This is a genomic window from Pandoraea pnomenusa, from assembly GCF_040391475.1.
Lineage (GTDB): Bacteria > Pseudomonadota > Gammaproteobacteria > Burkholderiales > Burkholderiaceae > Pandoraea > Pandoraea pnomenusa_C.
Genome location: NZ_JBEBXS010000017.1, coordinates 1 through 25041 on the forward strand (window position 1 = coordinate 1; position 25041 = coordinate 25041).

The 25041-nt window shown below is 66.1% G+C and carries 12 protein-coding genes; 1 reads left to right on the forward strand and 11 read right to left on the reverse strand.

The window, feature by feature from the left end; genetic code table 11:
- Positions 1 to 186 (forward strand): hypothetical protein (locus ABWO90_RS17565; RefSeq protein WP_353192517.1); only part of this gene is annotated, 186 nt, incomplete at its 5' end.
- Positions 187 to 193: 7 nt separating this feature from the next.
- Here the strand turns inward: ABWO90_RS17565 and ABWO90_RS17570 are convergent.
- From ABWO90_RS17570 to ABWO90_RS17620, 11 genes are all read right to left on the reverse strand, one after another.
- A complete protein-coding gene (locus ABWO90_RS17570; RefSeq protein ID WP_353192518.1) occupies positions 194 to 13843 on the reverse strand; it encodes a filamentous hemagglutinin family protein in 13650 nt (4549 codons plus the stop codon).
- Between the two features lie 221 nt (positions 13844 to 14064).
- Positions 14065 to 15081 carry a FecR family protein gene (locus tag ABWO90_RS17575; RefSeq protein ID WP_353192519.1) on the reverse strand — a complete coding sequence of 339 codons (1017 nt, stop codon included), beginning with the start codon at positions 15079 to 15081 and terminating at the stop codon, positions 14065 to 14067.
- A 76-nt stretch (positions 15082 to 15157) separates the two neighbouring features.
- On the reverse strand, positions 15158 to 15673 hold the full coding sequence (locus tag ABWO90_RS17580) for an RNA polymerase sigma factor (RefSeq protein ID WP_353192520.1): 516 nt from the start codon (positions 15671 to 15673) through the stop codon (positions 15158 to 15160).
- On the reverse strand, positions 15674 to 16393 hold the full coding sequence (locus tag ABWO90_RS17585; RefSeq protein WP_353192521.1) for an STN domain-containing protein: 720 nt from the start codon (positions 16391 to 16393) through the stop codon (positions 15674 to 15676).
- Between the two features lie 381 nt (positions 16394 to 16774).
- Positions 16775 to 17371 (reverse strand): type III secretion system chaperone family protein, encoded by a 597-nt coding sequence (locus ABWO90_RS17590; RefSeq protein ID WP_353192522.1) that lies wholly within the window; start codon positions 17369 to 17371, stop codon positions 16775 to 16777.
- 108 nt (positions 17372 to 17479) lie between these two features.
- On the reverse strand, positions 17480 to 18277 hold the full coding sequence (locus ABWO90_RS17595; protein WP_353192523.1) for a hypothetical protein: 798 nt from the start codon (positions 18275 to 18277) through the stop codon (positions 17480 to 17482).
- 10 nt (positions 18278 to 18287) lie between these two features.
- Entirely contained in the window at positions 18288 to 20093 is a 1806-nt protein-coding gene (locus tag ABWO90_RS17600) for a putative porin (RefSeq protein WP_353192524.1), read from the reverse strand.
- 62 nt (positions 20094 to 20155) lie between these two features.
- Positions 20156 to 20878: an energy transducer TonB family protein gene (locus ABWO90_RS17605; RefSeq protein WP_353192525.1), complete on the reverse strand. Its 723-nt coding sequence runs from the start codon at positions 20876 to 20878 to the stop codon at positions 20156 to 20158.
- A 10-nt stretch (positions 20879 to 20888) separates the two neighbouring features.
- Positions 20889 to 21299, reverse strand: a complete 411-nt coding sequence (locus ABWO90_RS17610) for an ExbD/TolR family protein (RefSeq protein ID WP_353192526.1) — start codon at positions 21297 to 21299, stop codon at positions 20889 to 20891.
- Between the two features lie 12 nt (positions 21300 to 21311).
- Complete coding sequence (locus ABWO90_RS17615; RefSeq protein ID WP_353192527.1) at positions 21312 to 23084, reverse strand: DUF2341 domain-containing protein; 1773 nt, start codon at positions 23082 to 23084, stop codon at positions 21312 to 21314.
- A gap of 80 nt (positions 23085 to 23164) precedes the next feature.
- Entirely contained in the window at positions 23165 to 24880 is a 1716-nt protein-coding gene (locus ABWO90_RS17620) for a ShlB/FhaC/HecB family hemolysin secretion/activation protein (RefSeq protein ID WP_353192528.1), read from the reverse strand.
- Between the last annotated feature and the right edge of the window lie 161 nt (positions 24881 to 25041).

Genomic DNA, 25041 nt, shown 5'->3' on the forward strand with positions numbered 1-25041 from the left:
ATATTAATGACCTTCCCCGACTCGCGCAAGCCCTTTGTGAAATTATTTTTACGAACGGAAGAATCTTTCGTGTTCGAGCGCCCTAACCACCAAACGAAACGCACTGCCGCAAGCCCATACAACGGGCTTGCGGCAGTGCGTTTCAGCTCACTCGGCGATCGTCCTCCGGTGCTCCCCTATATATAGAGAACGATCAGCGCGTCAGATTCTTCCGCTCCGTCGGTGTCAGCGCCTGCATCTGCGACTCGGAAAGATTCATCTGCCCCACCACCTGCACCGGTGACGCCGGGTCGTAGCGGAACATCCTGCCGCTGTCGGCTTGCGGCTTTGCGCTGCTGTCCGTCTGCGTACCCGCGTCAAGCATCCGTATGCTGAAGATCGACGACTGGTTCTGTCGGGCAGATGCCCGATCACGAGCCATCGCATCCTGCGCAGCGGACGCCGCCTGCGCCGCCGTCGCACTCGCGTTCGTCAGCGCCCCGACGTTCACCGCAGCGATCGTCGGGATGCCCACCGACTTGCCCTGCACCTGGATGTTTTCGGCGTTGACGACACGCAGCGCGGCAACGTTGACGTTACCGGACACGCGAATCCCTGCCTCGCCCGCATCGACCGTCCCCAACGGCGCAATCAGATCGATGTCGCCCGGCGCGACCTCCGGAATCGGATTCAGCGTTGCAATGCCCGCCCCGGTGTTCGGCGTGGACGGCGAGAGCGAAACCAGTCCAAGGTCGTCATACACCCGACGCTGCGGCGTATAGACCACCGTCGACTTCGAACCGCGCCCCGCGTTGATGTCGCCTTGCGCCGACCAGGCCAGGATATTCCCGCCGAACGTGGTGAAGATGCGACTCTGTCCCAGCAGGATGCTATCGCGCGCATACAGATCCACGTTGCCACGGCCCTGCGTCAGCACCCCGGAGCCTTCATCCGGCACGAACCCGCCGTCGACCCCGATCAACGCACGGCCGCCCGGCGTGAGAATGCTCACCCCACCGCCGAAGTCCGTATGAATGCCCGCGTCCTGCACTTCGTAATGCGGCACACCGGTGACGGGGCTCCCACGCGCAATCCACTGCGCCTGCGTCAGATACTTCACGCCTGCCTGCGGACGCGTCGTGAATGTCCTGTACGTATTCTCGACGTAATACTTCGCGCTGCTGTACATCGTCAGACTGCCGTCGTACTTGCGCGGCGCCCCGCTTTCCTCCGTCGACGGGAAGAGCGTGGCGATGGCTTCGCGCCCGCGCAGGTAGCTGCCCGCACGCGGACCACTCACATCGTTGTACTCCCGGCCCGACGCCCGCAACTCAGCGAAGTAGACGTCACGCAAATAGACACGCTGTTGTTCGGCCGGCAGCGCATCGAAGAACTGGCGCGCATCCATCGACGCCGCATCGAAATGCACGCCAGTGGCATTGCGCTTCGTCGCATCGCCGAAACGCGTCGTCAGCCAGTTCACCAGATACAGTTGGCTTTGCTGCGCGAACTCGTTTCGCAGATCGCGCTTTGCAGCGTCTCCCGTTGTGCCACCCGCTTTGCTCGCCGCGTCGAGCTCCGCCTGCTTCTTTGCAAGGAACGCCTCGGCATTCTTCGGATCGTCGCTGAAACCGAACTCCTGCTGCAGCCACCCGGTAAGCGTCAGTTCCCCGCCATACACGACGACCGCCTTGCCCGGCTGATCGGCAAACGGACGTCCGCCATCGGCCAGGTTGTCGGCATTGAGATAACGCGCCGCAAACGCCTTGAAGTCGACGCCATCGAGCCCCTTCGGCCCCACGCCCGCCGCCACCGCAATCCCCGCACCACTGCTCCGGTCCCCCGGCTTCACGTTGGCAAGCGCGCCGAGGCTGCGCAGTTCCGCCTTGTCCGCCATCAGGATGTCGCGCCCGGCCGTCACTTCCAGGGTCCCCGGCCCGGCAACGTAGAACGTGCTGTAACGGATATCGCGTCCGGCGGAGACGACCGACACGTCGTCTGCCGAGTTGTGGACGATCAGGTTGCCGCGCATGGTCGAGGCCGCGGGCGCACGATCGGGTCGACCCGCGCTCGTCGGGTCCCGGAAATCTGGCGTGGTCTTCCATCCCGCCAGCGTTCCGTCGGTCGAGAGGAACGTCCCCAACGGCGTGCCCGAGTTGACGATATCGCGTCCGGCACGAATGGCCACCGCCCCATTGCCTTCGTACCATGTCGGCACGGAACCGGCTTGCGCCAGCGTCGAGCCGCGATAATCGATGCCGCCCGTATGCAAGCCGACGATATCCCCCGTCGTCGCATAGAAGCGAGCAGGCGCCATGCCGCTGAAGTCGTAGCCCGACACCGTGGACTGGGTCAGACTGAACATCGGGAAGACCCCCGCCCCGTCCACGCCATACGCGAAGAGGACGGACGGCGCCAGCGCATCCTGGCGCACATTCGTGAGATAGGCGCGACTGACGAACCACGTCGACACGACACCGCCCGCGAATGCCGGGTTTTGCGGCGTCGGCAACGCCGTCGGGTCGGCGGCCGAACGGCTGATCGGATAGCCGCTGCCATACATCGACTTGCCCGCAATCATTTCGAGCGCGCCGCCATCCGGCGCGACCTTGAACAACGAACTGACGGGCTCCGGCGCGAGCAATACCGGCTGGCTACCGACCGTGGGACTGTTGCTGTCATCCAGGAGGGCCGTTGCCGAATACCCGTTGTAGATGCTCCCGCTCGCCGCCACCGCGCGCAATGTCGCCGGCAAAACGAAGCGCGCATCGGTGGCAGCATAGTTGCCGCTGCGCCCCGCGTCCGCGAGCGACGTGATCGGCACCAGATTGCCACCGGCGCTGAACAGATCGATGGCCGTCGATGGCGTCCAGAGCGTGAACCAGCTGAAGCCCTCGCCGCCGTAATTCACGCCATTCACGGAGAACGGCGTGCCGTTGGTCCGCTGTGGCGTACGCGTCGCGTCGCCGTAGCCGCCCATGACCAGATCACCTCGCGTGTCGATGCGCGCGGTCGAATCGCCGAGCATGAGCGTCGGACCACCCGTGCCGATGCCGCGTCCGGCCGTCAACACGTCGCGCGCCCGCGACTCGCTCAGATCCGTGCCGCCATACACTGCATCGAAGCCACCCAGCGCACCGGCTTCGACGCGTGTCGCGCCGCGCAGGTTGGTGAACGTGCCATTCAGTGCGAGATTGCTGTTACGCCATTCCGACAAGTCGGTGACCGTGCCGTTGGCCTGTGTCACCGCACGCGCTTCGCGCACCGGGTTGAGCCCGCCGCCAATGCGCACGTCGAGATCGCCGCCACCGGTGAGCACGATCGCCGAGCCGTCCGCAGACACGCGCCCCGAACTGCCCACCGCGATGTTCAGTCCTTCGCTGCGAGCGAGGTAATAACGCCCGTCCTGGTAGCCCGCGCCAATGCGAGATTCGAGCATCCCGGCATTCCCGCCGGCCTCCACGACGACATTTCCGCCACCGAGTGTGCCCAGCCCTGTAAAGCCTGTCAGGAATGGTGCGTCTTCGAGATAGGCGCCGCCACTGTCGCGACCCGCGGTATAGGTGCCGAAGTTGATCCACCACGATGTCGGCACGCCATCCGTCGCGATGGCCGAGCCCGAGCCCTGACGCCACAGCCAGTTGCCCACATTGGACGAATCGACGAGGGTACGCGGCACACCGAAGCTCGTCGCACGCGCGAACCGGTTATCGCGCGCGCCGGTGGCATCGCCCCGGATATCGCCTTGTGCGCGCACGAACAAGTTGCCGCCGTGTTCCGGATACCAGGCCGAATACAGGCTCTGCGATTTTCCGTCGACATACCGCTCGAAGTCACCGCCACCCGTGCCAAGTATCGCGCCGCCCTTGATCTGCGAACGTGCGAGGTTGTACGCGGCCGTCACGTCCTTCGACTGTGTCCCGGCCGTGTACACGCCGTACAGCGAATTCATCGTGAAGTTGCCCGCGGCGAGCATGTCGAGATCACCCGTCCCCGTGCGCACCACGCTGAAGAGCGGTTCGCGCGCAGGGAGCGAGCGCGTTTCGATGACTGCCGGCGTGCCGGGCGTGACCACCTGAACGACGTCGCCGATCGAGTTGTACAGATCGATCATGGCCTGATCGAGGCCGTAGTCCAGCAACTCCTGCGCCGTGATGATTTCACCCGGCGTTGCCCCGAAGTAGGTCGCGCCGTCCGGTCCCCAACGGAGAACGGAAGGCGTGCCGGTGCCGGGCACCTGACGGTCCCCGATGATCATGCCGTAGTGCGAGTCCGAGAGCACCAGATGCCCGTCCGTCGCAAACGGACGCAACGCGCGCGGGTCGGCGGCCGTCGTATCGGCACCGGCGACGAGGCGCATCGACCACGACGCCGCACCCGGTTGCAACATGGGGGCAATGGCGAAGTTCTGCCCCTGATTCCCCTGCGCGTCGCCGGGACGCACATCGACGAAGGTCGCCCCGGACGGCAGCTTCACGTCGGTTTCCGCCGGGACGATCGCGCCCTTCTTCAGCAGCACGTCACTCGCCAGCGTGAGATTCACCGGCATTACGGCGCCGGCGGGCCACATCATCGTGCCAACCGACGCTTGCGCCGGCAGGATGACGCCCGCGTCGAGCTGCATGTTGCCGGCCAGCGTGACGGCCGACGTCAGCGCCGTGCCCGCCGCATACACAACATTGCCTGCGGCGTCGCGCACCGCGCCACCGAGCACCGTGCCTGCCGGCAGCGTGAGATTGTCCGTGAGCGTGACGCGCGTCGGCAGACGCAAACCCTGCGGCAGCATCGTGCCGCTGACTTCCACGTCGTAATTCAGCTTGCGCTCCGCCGGGAAGATCGTGCCCGCGACCAGCGTCACCAGCCCGCCGACCGGCACGACGGCGTCGCCGCCCCATCCGGCCTTGCCTCTGGTGAGCACCCAGCCTTTGGTGTCGGGGCTCGACGTCAGTTGGCTGGTATCGAAGCCGTCCGACACGCTGCCGTACACATTCAGATTGCCGCCCGCGCGAATCGTCAGCGCACCGGCTTCGCCACTGCCGTACACGCCGGTCTTGCGCGTGTTCGGATTCAGACTCTCGTAGCGATAGCGCGACATATCGATGTCGCCGTCGAGATGCAGATCGCCGTCCGGCGTGGCACTGACGATCTCGACGCCGGGACGCAGATGGAACGCATCCGCGTAACGGCGCAACCCGTTCAGACGTGTGAGCAACGCCTGGTTCGCGAGCGCGTTTGTCATGAACGTCTCGTTCTGCCCGTGCAGCGTGTCGAGGTAGGCCTGATCGACGATCTGGTACGGACGTCCGTCGACCGACGCATCGGTGCCCGGGCGCGCATTGGCGTCGCGCTGCATGCCGTTCACGGTGATCGAGCGCGCGCCCTCGATGATGACATTGCCGCCCGCGTCGATGGCGATGTCATTGCCCGTCGCTCCGCCCAGTCGTGCGGCGCTGATCTCCACGGTACCGACGTTCAACGGCGTGCCGTCGGTGCCCGCACGCACGTCGAAGCGTGCCCCGTCCGCGAGTACGACGCGGCCCTGATTGCCGTTGATCTCGATGACCGCCCGGTTCGACGCCTCGATCGGCTGTCCGTAGCTATCCAGACGCAACGTCGTGCTGTGCGCGTCGAGCTGCGCGCTGCCACCGATGGTCACGCCGTCGCGCGCCGACAGACGAATCGAACCGGCTTGCTTGCCGCTCGCATCCACGCGCCCGAGCACATCCAGACGACCGCCGTCGACCGACAGCGAGATCTCGCGCGCCTTGAGCTCGTCGCCAATGACGAGGTCGCCCTGCTTCGTCTGGAAGTTGCGGCTGCCGAACACACCACCGTCGTTCAGGCGCGTGTTCAGTGCGGAGAAGTCCTCGATACGCTGCGCCCGAACGTCGATGCCGCCGGCAGCGAACGGAACGAACGTACCGCCCGCGTCGTATTCCCCGGACGCCGAGCCGAGTACGCGCCCCGCCAGCGAGACCACACCCGCTGCCGGCCCGACCGCTGCCACGGTAAGTTTGCCCGCGCGGTTGTACTGTGCCGACAGATCGATGCTCGACCCGGCGGACTGACGCACGTTGCCGCCGGCGCTGGACACGATGACGTCGCCACCCCAGCTGTATTTGCTCACGTCGAAGAAGTCGAGCTTGCGTCCTGCCAGATCGAGTTGTGCCGCGTCGCCGAATGTCACGTCGCCCTGCGCGGAGACGTTCAGACGCCCGCTCGGCAACACGACATTCGTATCGACGCTCGCCGCACCGCCCGCCGTCAGTCCGACTTCCGCGCCCAGCGCGGCGACGAGCACGCCGTTGTCGAGCACCGGCTTCGCCCGCGCACTGGCGTTCGACACCGAGAGATTGCCCCCGGCGTTGAAACGATTCACGGAACCGGCGGCACCGGTGAGCGTCGGCGTGTCGATCACGATATCGCCGCCGCTGTAGTCATAGCCTTGCTTGGTGTCGTTCCACGCGCCCTGCGACTGATAGACGGAAAGATCGCCCTTCTGATTGGCCGTCACACGCTCGCTGGCGTTGAGTTCGACCGTCGAGAAGCCGACGGCCAGTCGATGCATCGTGTTGTTGACGTCGGGCTGCGTGCCCGGCCCGAAGCCGAATTCAATCTCACGGGCGTCGATGGCCAGGCGTCCGCTGCCCGAGCCGGCGCCGCCCGCCACGATCGCCCCGGCGGGCGATTTCGAGCCCGTCCAGACCAGATGATCGGTGCGAATGCGGGCGACGGCATCACGCGCGCCGAACCCGTAGATCGCCGGGGTACCCAGCACGAGCGTATCGATGGTCGACTTGCCGGTGGCTGCGTTAATGGTCGACAGTTCGACCGAATCGTAGAAGTTGATCGAATCGCGTGCGATGAGCGACAGGCTTTCCAGTGCGGGCGCACCGTACACGGTATCGCCGCGCAGCAGACGGGACAACACCGACTGATTGAGCGTGAGTCCTTCGGCCAGACGGCCATCGGCAGCCAGCGCGTTGAGCGATGCCTGCTCGCCGACATTCACCCGCCCGACCGAGAGCGACAACTGACGCGTGCCGTACCGCACGTTGTCCGTGATCGTGAAACGCCGGTCCGTCGCGACGGCAATCGATCCTTCGGACAGCAGCAACGTTTCGCCCTTGCAGGCCGCCCCAGCACCGCAAACACCGAGGTCGATGAAGCCTGCGCCGTTCCACCCGTTGCCCGGTGTCGGCGCGAGCATGGCGATCTTGCCATTGGACACGGCAAGCACGCTCGCCAGGCCCGGCGAGTAGGTGTAGCCGGTGGTGGCATCCCACATCTGCATGCCGTACCCGAGCGTGTTGATGCCGCTGCCCTGCTCGATCGTGATACCGGACGTGGCTTGCTTCGTGGCGATGAACACCTCGCCGGCGCGCAGTACGGCGCCGTCGCGAAGCGTCACGGTGTACAGCGATCCGCGTCCGAGCACGTCGAAAGACGCCGTTGTCGCGGCAAGCGCGCTCTCGCCGTAGGTGCTGACTTCAGGCAACGCACCGATGCCCATGCGGGCGGCGCCGATGGCGTTCAGGTCGTCCGCGTACAGCGAGACGAGCGTGTCGTTGCCCTTCACCGGCGTGGCGCCCGCGCCGAGGATTTCCACGTTGCCGCCGGACGGCGCCGTCACGAGCAGGCTTGCCCCATAGCCGTCCTTCGCGGGCGCTACGTTCGCATGGCCTTCGAATCGCAGCGACGGCATGCCGTCGATCTTGCCCATGTAGTTGTTTGCCAGCAGGACAAGATCGAGCCGCTTGGCATCCGCTTCGATCAACGAGCGCGGCACGCCGTCGCGCGCGGAAGCGGCGCGTGCAAAGTCGGCATAGCTCATCTCGTTGTACTGCGAGTACTGTCTCAGCACGTCGCCGGACGTCAGGATCGCCTGGGTCGACGTGGCGTTGCGAATGCCGGTGTTGTTCACGCTCAGCTGGGCAGGCAGCACCAGCGAACCATTGCGCATCGCGAGCGGCGCGATCCCCGGCTGGGCGGTCGTCCCCGTCTGCAACTCGACGCGATACGCGCCCGGCAGCAGCGCGAACGTCGACGGCAGCAACGTGTAGGTACCTGCCGGAAGTCCCGGCACACCCTCGCCGATGGTGATCTGCTGCCCGGTCATCGGCGCGCCCGCGCCGCTCTCCTTCACGACGGGCGCATAGGCTTGCTGCACGCCGGGCAGGATGGCGTAGACAGGATTCGTCGACAGGCCTGGCAGACGGAAGCTCGCCTTGTTACCCGTCTGAATGACCTGCATCAGCGGTGACAGACGCGCATCGACGGAGCCGCCGCGTCCGGTGAGGAATGCCGCTCCGCGAATCTCGCCACCGCCGGACAGATCGATGACGGCGCCATCATCCACACCCAACGAATGCGAAGTGACGATGATCGACGGACCGGTACCCGCCAGCGAGAACTTCGCATCCGCGCCCGCGTAGAGATAGCTCAGCCCGTCGAGCGATCCGCCATAAGGCATGACCAGCCCGGCCGCGCTGACCGACGTCACGCTGCCGCCCAGCAGGTGCAGGTAGCTGTTGACCTGAAGATTGCTCGTGGTACCGAACGAGATCGTCCCCATGGGCGCACGCAGCACACCGCCTTGCTCAATGTTCGGCGCGTTCAGATTCAGCGTGCCGAACACGGAGTACGGCTGCGCCGGCAGCGTGTCGCCCACGCGTTCGATCGTCAGCTTGCGGGCCGGATCGAATCGCGTCTCGGTGGTGTTGTATTGGTTCACGTAGGTGCGCTGACCCACCGTGATGCTGCCGGTCGCGTTCGTCACCGGATAGATCTGCGACGATGCGAGCGTCAGATTGCCCGGCACGTAGAGGTCGGTCTTGTCGAGCAAGCGCAGATCGCCGTTGCTGCGCAGCGTCACGTCGCCGAATGCGGCGCGACGATATTCGGTTTGTCCGCCCGCGCTCGTGACGATCGTTCCGGCGGTGCCGAATTGCATCAGGCCGCCCAGATCGATGATCGACGCATTCACCGAGAACTTCGCGTCGTCGTCGGGCAGCGGTACGCCCAGCGCACCCCCGCCTTGCCCGAGGTTCTTCGACCCGGTCACCGGGTTGGGAATGATGTAGCTTTCGGCCTGCGCACGCGTCGGCCCGGCAAGTTGCACGTACGGCGCCGACAGTCTCACGACGTTAGCCCGCGCATTCTCGGCGAGCCCGAACGAACTAGCCACCAGGCGCAGACTCTGGCCGAGCGACAGATCGACGTTGCCGTCGAAGTCCATCATGCCGCCTACCAGCATCGCCAGGTTGTCGAAACCACCCGCCGCGATGCGGTCGACGCCGATACGCGCCTGCCCCATCTTCAGCCCGCCACCGGTCGATCCGGCCGTCAGCGAATCCGACAGCGCGCTCTTGCCCTGCGTTTGCGCAACGACGAGTTCGTGTGCCACACGAACGGCGTCCTCGATGTTCGCCCCCTTGAGCGTGGCGCGATCGACTTGACCGTAGTTGAGCGTTTCAAGCACGACGTTGAGCGTGCCGCCTGCTGCGCCCGCGCCGCCGGACGCGGCCTTCATGTCGCCGTCGAGATACAGACCGCGCGCCGACGCCAGTGAAATCACACCACCGTTGCTCGCGACATGCGTCCGACCCTGCCCCGGCACATCGATATCGGCGGCCGTGCCGGACGCATCGAGTCGCGCGCCCGGACGAACGATCAGGAACGCGTCCGCCGCGTCGACCTGCGTCGCGCCTGTGGCGAATTTCGCACCGATCTGAATCGTGCCGCCGCCGGCCACCGTACCGGTGAGCGCGCCGTTGGCATCCTTCGCCACGAAGGGACGTGCGGCCACGTCGATCACCGAGTTGCCGCCGAGCCAGATCGATCTGCCGTTGAACAGCCCGTCGGGCAGATTGACGGCACTACCCGTGCCGAACGTGCCGGGCAGCAGACTGACCGTGCCCGACGCGGCATACAACCCGCCGAGCAACGTGATCTGATCGTTGCCGGTCAACGTGAGGTTACGGCCCGGATCGACTTCGACCACCGCGCCTTCGCCCACGAACAACTGGCCGCGCTTGTACGCCGTGCCGCCGTTAAGCGCAAGATCCGCACCCGCGCGTTGTGTCACGGTGCCCTTGATGGCATCGCTCTGCCATACCGGCGGGAGATACGTGCGCAACACGCGCGACGGATCGGTGCCGCTCTGCGCGTCGCGCGCGGCTTGCGGGTCCGCGTAAAGCACCGGCATGACCACGCCAAGACGCGCATTGTCCGCGATGGCAACGCCCAGTTGCCCGTTCACGTCGTAACGCGAGAAGCCGGTCGAGAACAGCTTCGTGTCCAGCGTCGTGGGCGACGCCACGCGCACGGCTTGCGTCGTCACCAGTCCCGCCGGGACGAGCGAACCCTTCGTTAGCAAGACGTCGAAAGGCAGCGGATTGCCGGCCTTGGCCACGACATCGTATGCCGCCACCGGCATGCCGTTGGGGAACACATTGCCGGGAACGACGAAGCTCGCCGCCGGCGTGCCGATCGAGCGCGCAATGGTCGAACCCGCCGGCAGGACCTGACCCGATCGATAGACGCGATTGCTCGTATCGTAGACGGCGAAGTTGCCGGTGGCCGCTGCCGGGATCGTCCAGTCGGCGGCGGTGACGATCGGGTTGGTCGCGCTGAACGCCAGCGCCGTCGGCAGCGTCGCGCCGGGCAGTGCGCGCGTGGCCGTCTGCTTGTAGTCGACCGGCGCGATGGTCCCCGCCTTGATCGTGTAGTCCTGCAACAGCATGACGTTGAACGGCAACGTCTCGCCAGCCGCGAGCCAGCCTTCCGTCTTCAGGCCCGTGCCGCCGATGACCACGCCGTTGCCCGTATCGAGCTTGAGCGTACCGCCACCGTTCACGCCGTAAGCGCGCAAGTCGCCATCGACATGCAGCTCACCTGCGCGCGTGCCGTCGAGGTCGTACTGGCTCGCCAGCAACGAGACGTTGCCGCCCTTGCCACCGCGCACGGTGCCGTTCGAGAGCAGCATCGCGCCTGAAGACACGTCGATGGCGCTGCCCGGCAACAGACGGACGTCGCCCGAACTCGCCAGCACGACGTTGCCGCCGTTCAGGAACGGCGCGCCATTGATGCCCGCCTCCCCTTCCCCCGCACGCCCCCACACGCCGCGCGTGTCGAGCGTGACGCCATCGGCTACCTTCACGTACTGCTCGCCGCCCACCTGTGCGGTATCGGCGAGGGTCTTGTCGACCCATACGCCGCTGCCCGTGGTCGAGACCATCTGCGTCACGATGTTGCCGGCCGCGATGGTGCCGCTGCGGGCCGTGACGTTGGCATCGAGATTCACTCGCGTGGCGTGCAGCGCAATGTCGCCGCCATCGGCCGCGCGCAGGTCACGGTCCACCGTCAGTCGTTCGTTGGCAAGCAGCTTCACGCCGCCGAAATGCTGCCGATTGATCCATCCGGCGTCGAGCGAGATCTTGCCCGCACGCGTGGCGTCAACCGGCGCATCGAGCGCGATGCTTGCGGCGAGTGCCTGAACGTCCGTCACGTCGATGGTGCCCGCAACGGCAGACGGGCTGTCGCGCAGCGAGAGCGTCGTCTCGTCGTAATACGGCGTGAGGCTGCCCACGATCAGCTGAGCGCCACGCGCCGCCGCCAGTTGCGACTGGAGATAGCCGTCGTAGATCGTCTTGTCCGGCGCTTGCGTCTGGCGAGGGCCCTGATAGACGGTGGTATCGATGTCGCCTTCGAGCACCGCTGACTGGCTGGAAACGATCAGACGCCCCGCATCGCGGCCCACCGTGTAGCCATTCTCCAGCCGCTCGCCCGGCGCGATGAACAGCGACGCGTAGGTCTCCGTCGTCTTCTTGCCCCAGCGCGCGTGCGCCACCTCGAAGCCCCGATACACGCCCAGATACTGGAGATCGCCCGGCGCGTTGTCCGCCCGGTACAGCTGGCCATCGCTGCCGCGCAGCCAGCTCTGCTTGATCATGCCGGTCTGCACGTCGAGCGTGCCGCCTGCAAGATTGATGAGCGACCCGGCACGCGTGACGACCTCGGCGCCGCCCAACTGGACGGTGCCGCCCAGTGCAGCCCACTCGCCGATACCGTGCTTGGCCGTGTTCAGATAGCCGCTCACTTCCAGCAAGCCGCCCGGCGTGTACCAGCGATCCGTACTGTAGCCCTGCGTTCCGGCGGGGACACGCACCAGATAGCGACGGTCGATGAACAACGTCTGGTTGTTGAGCAATGCCGAATCGCGATTGGTCGGCGCGTCGCGCTGTTCGTTGCCCTGCACGCTGATCTCGAGGTTGTTCGACGCCATCGAGACCTGCACGCCGACCGCCCCCGACACGTCGAGCTTCGCGCGCTCCATCGCCAGCATGCGACGCGTGGCGGCCACGTTGATCTGGCCGCCAGTGGCCAGCGTGAGCGAATCGCTGTCAAGCAGCACGTCGCCCGACGACACGATCTGTACCAGCGACTGGTCGCGACGGTTGTACAGCCCCGCTTCGGCCACCTTCGCGGTATCGGCCATCAGCGACGAGCGCTGCACGTCGAGTGCCGTGTCTCCCGACGTATCGAGCACGATGGCGCTCACGGCCCCCGGTGCGAGCCTGACCTGCGCATTGGCATCGCCGCTCGCCGTCAGGTGAATCGTGCCGCGTGTATTGACCGAGGTGCTCGAGACGAGCACACCGCCTTGCTCGATCTGACGACCTGCGAGCGTAATGTCGCCCAGTTCCGACATGACGAGACCGCTGTTGCTCGCGCGCCCCGCCGTCGATCCCGTGACGAAACGCGGCTCGACCTCGTTACCGCGCGTGCTCGAATTCGGATTGCCGTCAGTCCCCATGCCGCGACGGATCACGAAGGCGTCGCCCCCGGCGATCACCGTCTGGCCCGACGGCGTGACGATGGTGCCCCGGTTGTGCGCTTCGCGTCCGAGCAGCAGCACGTAGCCACCGCCCTCGGTGACCGACTGCGGACGACGCGTATTGATGCGCGCACCGGCGTCGACCACGACATCCGCCGTTGCCGCCGAGTGCGAGACGGTCGAACCGTTCACGTTCAGATCGTTCGCGAACGTCGGCACCGTGGCCCCGGCCACTGCGGTGCCATAGAGGCCGCGATTGAACTGATCGTTCGTCAGGCCGACCGCGGCGGCCACGAGATTGCGCGTGTCGACCTGTGCCGTGCCGGTGAATTGAATGCCGTTGCGGTTGACGATGACCACCGTGCCGTCGGCCTTGATCTGGCCTTGAATCTGGCTCGGACGCGCATTCGGATCGTTCACGCGGTTGAGCACCGCCCAACCCGGCTGCTGCGCGAACTCGACCGTCGTGCGGCGTCCGACGTTGAACGTCTCCCAGTTCAGGATCGCCTTCTCGCCGGTCTGCTCGATGGCGACCTTGGTGTTGCCTGCGGCGTCGCGGGTTTGCGCGATGTCTTTCTTCGCGTTGATCCAGCCGGCGGTGAGGCTGTTGGTGTCAACCTTCAGGCCGCCTTCGGTCAGGCCGTCCGGAATCGTTTCACCGGACGCGGCAGCGGCCTGACGTGCGACGCTCTGCGCGGCCTGCATCGCCGCAATGCCCTGCGCCGCGGTCGCCAGATTGGCAATCGAGTTCTGCAACGCCTGCGCGGCGCGCTGCTGTTGCTCGCCCGGATTGGTCAGCGACGACACGGGCATGCCGTTCGGCAGGCGTCCCGTCTGGACCGCGTTGGTCTGCGCCGCGCCGCGCGCGGCGAACCACGCACTGCTGAACGCCTGCTGGGCGTTGGCCGCGCCCATCATGGCGCTGCTGGCGGCGAATACCGCCACGGCCTGGGCCAGCGGTCGAATGCGCAGCAAACGTGCGCTCGCACGCGAATGCTTTGGAAAGGAAACTACGCGCTTGTGCATGATCATCTCGGTCCCGTCGGGCGTCTCGTGCGGCCGTGGGACGGTGTCTCGCGACAACGCCTGCGACGGCCATGGCAAGTTTTCGTTCAAGCGATGCGAACGCTTGACGCTCTCGGGACTAAGACCGTTCGGCGCGAGCCAATCGGCAAGGTTTTATTTGAATCTTTCGTGACACGGGGACATCGTCGCGCGACACGAGACACGACACGAATCGCGCTAGCTCAGCCGAGCAGGACGATACCGCCGGGCAGTGTGCGTGCGGACAATTGCAGCGAGTGCTCGATCTGGCCGAGCGCCACGTCGAGGGCGCGGATCGCGAAGCGTCCCGTCACTGGTCGGGTCGCCAGTTGATCGTTCAGGAGTACGACTTTCCCAGGACGATAGCGATTGATCTCGTCGATCACCTCGCCCAGCGGCACTTCGGCGAAACGCAGGAAACCTTCGCGCCATGCGGGCATGTCGTATTCGCCCACATTCACCAGCGACTGCAAAGCGCGTTCGTCGTAGACGAGTTGCTGGCGCGCGCGCAACGGCACGCGTCCCGCAGTGTGAATGACCTCGGCTGTCCCTTCGATGCACGTCACGCAAACTTTCTGCGCGACATTGCGTACCTCGACGCGCGCGCGATGCGCGATCGTGCGCCCGGCCCCCGCCACGATCTCGAAGGGCGTCGCCGCCAGCGTCGTATCGACCGCCGCCTCGCCGCCCAGCAGGTCGATGCCCGGCCGCCCGGCCGATTGCAACGCTACGCTCGTGCGGGTGTTCATCTCGACGGATACATTGTCCGCAAGGGTCACCGATCTCTGCTCACCGGTGCCGGTGCGGTAGTCCGCACGCAATGCGGACGTGCCCGGCACCAGGCCGAGCGGAACACCGATCACGGCGACACCCGCCGCCGTGGCGAAGGCCCCTGCCGTGCCCGCCAGCAACCAGCGGCGGCGCGGATCGAACTCGCGTGCGGGTTTGCGCTTCGGTGCCGCCGTGCGCGCAGGCGCGGGACAAGTGGCGGCAGAGGTGGCAACGTGCTGCGCGGCCTGCGTGAGTTGCTGCCATTGGCGGTGCGCGTCCGCCAGTGCCTGCGCGTGGCTCGGATCGCGCCGCGCCCAGTCCCGCAACGCGTCGCCGTCGGCGTGTGTCAGGTCGCCGGCCGCCATGCGCCGCACCCACGCCATGGCCTGACGCTCCACGGCATCGAGACGCCGCTTCGGCGGCAAGGGGGTATCGGTTCGCGGCTTCATGGCGTCACCTCTCGCATGAGACGGAAGGTCTCATCGTTTGAGACGGTTTTTCCGCGTGCCATCGGCAAAGGAAGGTTCATTCCGGCCTCGGCATATGAGCCATGCAGTATTCGTGCGCGCGCTTGAGTTCCAGCCCGACCAGTCTCGGCGACACGCCGAAACGACGCGCCACGTCCTCGTTGGACATCTCGTGCACGCGCACGGCAATGAAGATGGCGCGGCGACGCGGCGGCAGGTCGGCGAGCAGGCGTTCGAGCAGCGCCACTTCGTCGCGGGCTTCGACGGTCTGCGCGGGTCCCGGCGCAGGATCGACGAATTCGGTCATGAGCGCATCGATCTCGTCGTCGCTCATGTAGCGCTTGTCGCGCTGCACGCGATCGAACGCCATGTTCATGGCGATGCGCATGAGATAGGCGCCCGGGCTCTTCACGTCGCTCTGACGGTCGGCACGATCGTCGAGATGCACCCAGGTGTCGTGCAATGCATCGCTCGCGAGTTCTGCCGAGCCGAGCCGCCAGGTCAGCTTGCGCTTGAGATCTTCGTAGCGTTGCGCAAGCAGGTCACGCAGGAAGGCACGCGGCGTATCGGCCATCTATCGCTCCGCCGTCAGGCAAGGCGACGATGCACACGCGGCCTGCGCCCCAGCGCAATCGGTCGGCAAGAGCAGCAGCACGAACGGGCGCGTCGTGTCTTCGGGGGCACGCCCCACATCGAGGCCCTGCAGCCGCTTGACGATGGCACCGTCGCGACGCGCGTCGCCCGTCGTATCGAGCAGGCGCACCCGCGAGACGCGCGCACTGGCGCTCACCTGCACCGTCATCGCCAACCGATACGTGCCCGGCGAAAGCGACGGCGCGGCGCACAGCGCCTGCAGGACGGTGCCTTGCAGACGGGCCGCGTAATCCGGCGCACGGGCCGTCGTGCTCCCGGTAACGTCTGGAGAGTCCGGCACACCCTGCGGCGCCAGCACGAACGCGTTCTGCGCCGTGAACTCCGCCATCACCCCGGTGCCTTCGAGCATCGCGTCGAGTGCGTCGCGCGGCGAATAGCTGCCGATCACGCCATGCGAGCGGCGACCTTCGACCAGCGACGACGGATAGAAAACCGACATGCGCGTGATGGCATCGAAGCGGGCGAGCGCGTCTTTCAAGGGCTGCTCCGGGATGTCAAACGACTGCGCTGCGGCACTCGCCGCCGCGCTCCCGGCCGTGATCGCCAGACTCGCGGCAAGCGCCATCGTCGCGATGCACCGCATCGCCTGCGCGTTCGCAATTGCGGCGCGAAGACGGGCGGAGCAGGCAATGGCAATCATGTCGGGCGGGCGGCCTTTGCATGGCAGACGGTCGGGAGTGTCGGAAGTGGCGGGACCTCTGCGGCAAGCAAAGCGCACGGCAACGCGCGCAGGCGGTTGCCGTTCCCCCGTGAGTCCACTAATGATTTGTAAGAATTCCTGACGATTCTGGTCGGCGATTGTGACGTGACTTTGACAATGCACGGGATCGTCGCATTTGCCGTCGCAACGCGTGGGAACTTCGGCTAACGCACGCGCAACGAAAAGCGCCCGTAGTGCGCCCACGGGGTGTAAGCGCGCTACGGGCAAACCAGTTGTCGTCTACTGGACGTGATACAGCCGCGCGAGGAGGTCCCCAGGCTCGGAAGGGATACGCGTACGATGCGCCGCGCGGCGACGCTTTTAATTCAGCGTCATCGGTGCCTGCACTTGCGCGGTGTCTGCGCCGCCGAGCGAATCGCCCGGCGCGACAGCGTCGTCACGCGACTCGGCCTGACCGGCGGCCTGCTGCGTGAAGTTGCGCAGGTGCAGGAAGAACTGCCCCATCATCTCGACCCAAAGACGCATCGAGAAACGCAGGAATTCGGGCGACACGCCGCCTGCAACGAACACGTCCATCTCGAGCACCAGAAATTCGCCGTGCGCGGCCACGCGGGCGAAGCGGCGCGAACGATGCCACTCGTTGATCAGGCCATCGGGCAGATCACCGCCCTGTACGCGCAGCGGGCAGCTCAGCGTGAAATCCAGATACTGGTCCACACCGGCCTGATTGCCCCAGTGCACCTGGTAGCCGATGCCGTGGCTCGCGCTGTGCAAACGCGTCACCAGATCGTCCTGCTGGACGGAGACCGCGCAGCCGGCGGCGCGAATCGCGTCGGCGACCTGCTCGGACGTGACAAACGTGATGACCTGGGCGGGCGATGAGTCGCCCGATGCGGCCGGCGCACCGGCTCGCGCGGCGTCGTTGTCGTCGTGTTGCATCGTGTTCTCTTCATTCATGCCAGTGGTCCTCGAACTATCTATCGGTCGTTGCGAAATTCGGACGAAGCATGCGGCTCCCATGATTCGCATGCCTCGTCGCTCAGTGTTGCGCGGTGCTGCCCGGTATTACTTCGTGGCGACCGGCGCCGACGCGCTCGCGTCCGCCGGTGCCTGTTGTGCCTGTTGTGCTTGCTGCTGCGATTGCTGCGGCTCGGCGACGACGGGCTTCTGCGCTGCAATGGCCGCGGCCGCCTGCTGCTCGTCGAACTTGCCCTCGTAGAGCTTGTCGCCATACTGCTGGGCGATCTGCTCGTACTTCACGCGAGCCTGCGTGGCGAACGGCTGACGTGCCGCCACGACCGTCGCCACATCCATCGACTCGTAGGCCGAGAGGATTTCCTGGCCGACGGCGTACAGACGATCGTTCTTCTCCTTGCACATCGTGAGCGCCACACGCTGTGCGGCGGTCTCGTCGGCGAGGTGCTTGCGCTGTGCGTCCGCCGCGCGGGCGAGCTTCAGCAGCTCGTCGTAGGCGTTGCGATACTGCGTGATCTGCGCGTTGGCCTTGTCGGCCACCGACCTGACCTCCGACTGCGATGCGCGCGCATCCTGCGCCAGACGCTCACGCGCCTGACGCTCCGTCGCCAACTGCTGCTGGGCGTCGTCGAGGGCCTTCTTCAGCGCTTCGGGCGACGCCTTCGACGGCGTGCCTGCCTTGGCGCCACCGGCCTTGAGAGCGGCCAGCTCGTTCTGTGCCTGCTGCAACTGCTCGGTCGTCGCACGCAGTTGCGTGCGCAGCCGCTCTTCCATGCTCGGCGTGCCCTGCGGCGTCTGGGCCATGGCGGCCGAGCCGGCGGCGAGCAGCACCGCAGCGGCCACGGCCGAGGCCAGACGCAACATCGCGCGTGGGGGCTGTTGACTCATGACCACCTCCTTAGAATCGCGCGTTGACTTCGATCTGCAGCGTGTCGATCGACAGCGGCGCGCCATAGACTTCCTTCGTCGACAGCCAGCGGCCCGTGATCCAGGCGTTCTTATCGAACGCGTACGAGCCGCCCAGGTAGTAGCCCTTCGCGTTCGTACCGCCACCGTGGAACGTCGAATCGTTGTAGGCGTCAGGCACGGCGTCCGGCTCGATGCGCTTGTAGCCGAACAACACGTTCCAGTCGCCACGCGCGGCCATGACCGGCTTGCCGAAGGTGGCCTGGAACATGTAGGCATTCGGACCGCTCTTGAACGCCGAGCGCGTCGTGTTGCCAGAGCCGTCGAAGTTGTTCACGATGCCGCCACCGGAGCGCGTCCACATGTCGTTTTCGCTGTAGGCCAGGTTGCGGATGTAGTTGATGTCGAAACGCAGCGGGTAGCGGCCGGCCAGCACCGTATCCCAACGCGCCGACAGATCGAGCAACTGGAACTTCGAGGCGTAGCCCACGTACTGCGGCTGCGGCGTGTTGGCCGGGTCCATCGGGTTGAGCGCGATGTTACGCAGCAGCATGAGCGTGTTGCCCTTCTGCATGAACGCCGGGCGCGACCAGTCCGAATCGCAGCTGGTCTGGCCAGCATACAGCGCGCAAGGCGACGACAGCTGACCGGTAATGTTGCGGAAGTCGAAGTAGCCGACCGTACCCCGGAAGCTGTTCTTCGAGTCGAGCTTCCAGTTCGCGCCAAACTGCGTGCCGAGCATCCACTTGGTCTGGCTCGACATCTTGTCCAGGCTGTTCGACGGCGAGTTGTCGCCGGAGTATTCGAGCGGGATGAAGCCGATCGAGCCGAACAGTTCGAGGTTCGGGTTCTGCGGCAGCACCTTGTTGAACTGCGCGGCAATGCCGTCGATGTTCAGGTCGCTCGAGAACAGCATGTCGCTCGTGACATACGGCGGTGCGAAGCGCCCGCCCGTGAGCTTCATCCACGTGAACGGCTGGTACGACATCCACATCTGGTCGAGCCAGACGCTCTTCTTGTTCAGGCCGCCGCCGAGCGTGGTATTGGTCGAGACCGGGCTGTCGTCGTTGCTGCTGGCCAGGCGCACACCGGCTTTGACCTGCTCGGACACGTCCGCGAAGATGCCGAAGCGCGCACGCGCACGGAACTGATTGGTGCGGTTCTGGTTGGTGTTGAGCAGCGGCGGGAGGTTGAGCGCCGTGTTGGTGTTGACGTCGAAGCCGTTGCTGCTCTTGTTGATCTGCGCCCAGTCGATCTGCTGGTTCGTATTGCTGCTCGAGTAGAAGCGCGACTCGTTGCGCAGGCGGAAGTCGCCCTCGATGTGAATGCGCTTGGTCCACTCCGGCGTTTCGTTCGGAGCGGCCCAGCCTTCGGACTTGGCCTGCGCCATCACTTCGTTCTTCACCTCGTCGCGAATCTGGTCGCGCGTGGTCTGCGAGATGTACGGAATACGCACGTCGCCCGGCTCGCCCGCCGCAGCGGCAGCGCCACCGGCCACGGCACCGGCAGCCGGTGCACTCCAGGCCTGCTTCGCCGCCGCCTGCGAGGCGGCATACGCTTCGGTCTCGGCCTGCGCGAGCAGCGCCTCGCCCGTGGCCTTGTCGATCGCGCCACTCTTGATGAGGCCGCGAATCAGTTTGACCATGGCGGTCTCTTTCGGCGCCGGCTGCGCCTGTGCGTGGGCCAGGCCCGTGGTGCCCAGCAGCGCGAGCGCCAGCGCCACCGCGCCTGCCGTGACGGCCACGCGCGGTGCCCCTCGGCGTGTGCCTGCGTCGGTCATACGTTCCAGTGCTTTCATTTTGTGTGTGACTTGTGCGTAAAAAGGAAGTCCGGCTGTGGCCGTGTGCTTGTCGTGGCGGGTCATGGTCTGCGGCCCCGGATACTCATGGACAGCGGGTAGCGCAACGACGCGGGCGGCTTCTCCTCTGCGTGGAAGTCGCGCAGCATGGCGAGCACGGCATCGTCGATGGCGGCATTGCCGGTACCGCGAGTCAGTTGGGCGCGCGTGGTCCGGCCGTCGGCGTCGAGCCAGAGATCGACACGCACGTCGTCGAATGCCAGCGTGCGGGTGCGCTGATCGCGCCCGAAGGCCTGCTGCAACGTGCTGGCCAGCCATGCGCTATACGAACGGCTACCCAGTCCACCGCCACCGCCGGTCATGCCGCCGCCGCTACCGGCGCCGATACCGAACGCGTCGGTGCCGGCCTGGGCGTCGCCATTGATCGTCACGGCGTCGCCGAGATCCTTGGTCGGGCTGGGCGGGGTGTCGTCCTTGGGCGGCTCGACGGGGTCGGCCGGCTTCGGCTCAACCACTTCGGGCTTGACCTTCTCGGGCGTCGGCTCGGGCGGCTTCTCCTGTGGGGGAGGCGGCGGCGGAGGCGGCGGCAGCATGAGCATCGGCGGGCTGTTGACCTCTCGACGCATGCTGGCCTTGTCCGTGAGCAGGTGCCAGAAGAGGGCAATCAGGCCCAGCACGACAATCCCGCCGACGATCAGCCCGCCACGCCGACGCAGCAGCGCCATTGCGGGACTGGCCGGCTTCGGCGCGACCGGGGAGCGAGACGCGAAATCGCGAGGTTTCACGCTGCGCTCCTTACTGCGGCTTGCCGGTCACGAGGCCGACCTGGTTGAGATCGATCCGGCGCAACAGGTCGAGCACTTCAACGACCTTGGCGTACTGCACCTGCGCGTCGCCGCGCACGATCACCGGGAAGTCGGGCGTCACGGCCTTTTCCGTGCGCAAGCGATCCTCGAGTTCGTTGAGCGTCACGGGATAGGCGTCGAGAAACACCTGCCCCGTGTTGTCGACGGTGATCGCCTTGGTCTTCGGCTTCTCCATGGCCACGGACGAGCTGGCCTTCGGGAGATCGACCTTGATGCCGGGAATGCTGGCGTTACTCGTGAGAATGAAGATCACCAGCACCACCAGCAGCACGTCGACGAACGGCGTGATGTTGATGCCGCCCGCGCGCTTCTTCGCAGCGAATCGCGTTGCGTTTGCCATGATTCGTCCCCGTCACGCGCGCTGCAGCACGGGCTGACGGCGGCCTTCGCCCTGCTCTTCCGCGAGGCGGGTCGTGAACTCGTCGACGAACACCGCCATGTCGGCAGCAAGCGCGTCGGAACGCGAGACCAGCCAGTTGTAGCCGAACAGTGCGGGAATGGCCACGCCGAGACCGGCGGCCGTACACAGCAGTGCCGCAGCCATGCCCGGCGCCACCGAGTTGATGTCCACCGCACCGGCCATGGCCGCCACGACGAACACCAGCATGATCCCGATCACGGTGCCGAACAGGCCCACGTACGGCGCGCCTTCGATCGAGGTCGAGAGCCAGTTCATGCGCTTGCTCATGCTTTCGACTTCGCGCACCATCGCACCGTCCATCGACGCGCGAATGGCGCTGATGGTCGCGTCGGAGACGGCGCTCGTGTCGTAGCCGAGTTCGTGGCGACGATGCAGTTCGCCCAGCGCAACCTCGTACAGATGCCACAGCGGCGATTGCTCACGCACGTCGTCCGGCACGCGGTTCGTGCGCGCGATCTGGTCGAGCGGTGCGCCCGACGCTTCGCGAAAATGCGCCATGAACGCCGTGTTGGCGCGCGCCTTCGCGGCGTAGCTGCGGCCCTTCGTGACCATGATGATCCACGACACCAGTGCCATCAGGCCGAGCACGCAAACCACCACCCAGGCGTCGACCGGCATGGCCGCGAGGATGAAGGCGAAGTGGCTCTTGCCCGCCTGCTGCTCGTCCGGACCGAACGCGACGAGACGCGATTCGGCACCTTCCGAGACCGCTTCCGTCTGGATCAGGGCGGCGTTGCGCGGCACCTTCGACAGACGCACTTCGTCCATCGCGCCCGAAAAGCGTGCCAGGGCACCCGTAGCACCGTCGACGTCGCCGCCGAGCACCGTCGGCGAGTTCAGCGCGGGCAGCGCGACCGGCAGCGTGCTCGTGGCATGACCGTCGACATACAGCGTGACCGTCTTGCCATCGGCCGTCACGGCCAGATGCGCCCACTTGCCTGCCTGCACCGGTTGTGCCGGCTGGCTGCGCTGGCCGCCCACCTGCACGAACGGCACGCCCTGATCGACACCGACGATCAGCTCGCTACCGCCGTCGCGACGTGCATAAAGCGCTTCATTCGCGCCAAGCGTCTCCGGCTTCACCCAGGCGGAGAACGTGAAGTTGCCACCGGCGGCGAGCGCCAGCGACGGCGATGCCGGGAGCACGACCGGCGAGGCGCCGGCCTGAATGCCCTTGCCGATGATGCCGCCGTCGAGCGTGACGACCGGGTTCTGGCTGTTGTTGCCGTACGCCGTGGTGTCGCGGGCGGGCACGTTCGACTCACCGAAGTGGTACACGGCCGTGTAGTCCGGATCGAACACACGCTGACCGTTACCGGCGGCCGGCGCCTTCTTGTTGCCGTAGTACATCCAGATCTGCTGCTTGGCCGCCGGGTTCACGGCGGGCACGTCCACCCACACGAGCGCAATGCCCAGCACCGGATCGAATTGCTCGACCTGATGATTGAGCACGGTCTTGTCGTCGCCGGCCACGAAGCGCAGGTCGGCACCGGTTTCGTTCACGCCTTCGAAGCTGAAGTTACCGGTGTGCAGGCGGACCAGCATCGGCACGCGGCCGGCGTCGCCCGTGATGTTGCCGCCTTGCGGGCCGGCGTCGATGGTGATCGGCTTGCGGTACGCCCAATCCGGTTGCCACCAGGCGTGCGCGAGCACCGGCATCAACGTGCCGATCAGCGCAAGCAGGAATGGAAGAATGCGTCGCATGGCTGTAGTTCTCCGTGTATTTCGCCCAACGCGTTCGAATTGCGCACCAGGCATCAGGTCGTGAATGTTGTGTAGGAATGTCAATAGGTCGCCGTCACGCTGAAGTTCACGCGCGGCTTGTAGCGTTCGGTGCGCGGGCCGTTCGTGAGCGGATACGCGGCGTCGACGCGGCCCGTCACGTGCGACGTGATGCGCAGCGACGTGCCCACGCCCACCGACGCAAGCGAGAACCGCGAGGTCTGCTCCGCCAGCGGGTCGCGCAAGCCCAGACGGGCGCCATCGAAGAAGGCATAGGCGCGCCAGTTCGAGACCAGCGGACCGAGCCACGGAATCGGCGGCGTGCGCCATTCGATCGAGCCGACCACGCCGTAATCCCCCGTGGCTTCGGCCGAGAGGTAGCCGCGCACCGAGTTCATGCCGCCGCCTGCAATCTGTTCGTTCGAGACCAGCGGCGAGTCGGTCATCTGGGTGGCCACGCGTGCGGCAAGCTGCCAGCCGCTGCCAATCGTGTAGGTGCCGTTGGCATCGGCGCGCACCACGGTGAAGCTCGGCGAGGCCTTGTAGCGCTTGGCGTCGAACTGCGCCGGGCTGCTGCCGTAGCCGAGGAAGCTCGACATGCCCGTGACGATCGAGGCGTTGAGCCCCGCGCTCAGTTGTTCGTTCTGATAGAAACCGCTGTAGCCAAGCGTGATCGGCGCGTACTTGAGCGGCACCGTATCGCCGGACGTGCCGAAGCGCGTGGTTTCCGTGTTGTCCTTGAAGTCGACGCCGAGACTGAACGCGTGGTACCACGAGCCGGTGTCGGGCACCGTGTAGGTCGTCTTCAGGCCGATGGCGTGGCCCTTGCCCAGCACGGTGGTGCCACCGGTGGTCGACACATTGCTGTCCGACGTGTAGCCATTGAGTTCGAGCGACCACGGCGACGTGCCGAGCGGCGCCACGTACGAACCCGACCACACCTTGCTCTGCTTGAAGTCCTGCGGTGCGCCGAAGAAGCTCATCGACACGCGGTGGCCGAGTTGCCACAGGTTGTCGTAGCCGACCGACGCGAGCATGCGCAGCGGCTTCGTGTCGGCGCTTCGGTCGTTGTTCAGGCTGAAGCTCGCGCGCCACGGGTTCGTGTCCTCGACCTTGAGGTCCACGTCCATCGTGCCCGGCACAGTCCCCTGCTTCACCAGCGGCACGACCTGCTGCTCGCCCGTGCGGTTGAGCGCCGTGAGTTCGGTCTGCGCAGCGTTGAAGTCCGGCACCTTGCCCTCGACCAGCGACGGCACGCGATCGCGCACTTCGCGCGGCGAGTGATATTCGGAGCCGACCACGCGCAGACGTCCCAGCTTGGTCTCGCTCACTTTCAGATAGACGATGCCGCCTGCGACCTGCTGCTCGGGCAGATCGACGTACACGGACTGGTAGCCCTTCGCCTGATACGCCGCGAGCAGCGCGTCGCGCGCGGCTTCGATGTCCTGCAGCGTGCGGTTGGGCCCAAGGTACGGGGTGACCGCCTTTTCGATGGTGCGCACATCGAGCACGGTATTGCCGCGCACGACGTACTCGTTGATGTTGACCAGCTTCTGCGGTTCGGCGGCCTTGGTCTCGCCCTTGTCGGCCGCCTTGTCGACGGATTTTTCTGCCGCTTGTGCGGCCGAATCGGCTTGCGGCTTCACGGCCGTCGGCTTTTCCTGCTGGCCTGCTTCGGTTTCCTGAGCAATCGCAACGCCATGAACGGTTCCCCCCAACGTGACAGCGCACACTGCCGCCCAGCGCAGCCACGGCCGGTTCGATTTCATCAAACGCATATAGAAGACTCTGACTTGTTAGGTCGACGCGGCTCTGCCCGATGCAGTGCCCCCGGTGGCCTGGCGACTACCCGCGCATACCTGTGGTATCGCCCGGCCGCACGCAATCCGTGTCGACGTTTCTCTCGAATACGGTTACCTAGACGTCCGGGATCGCAGCC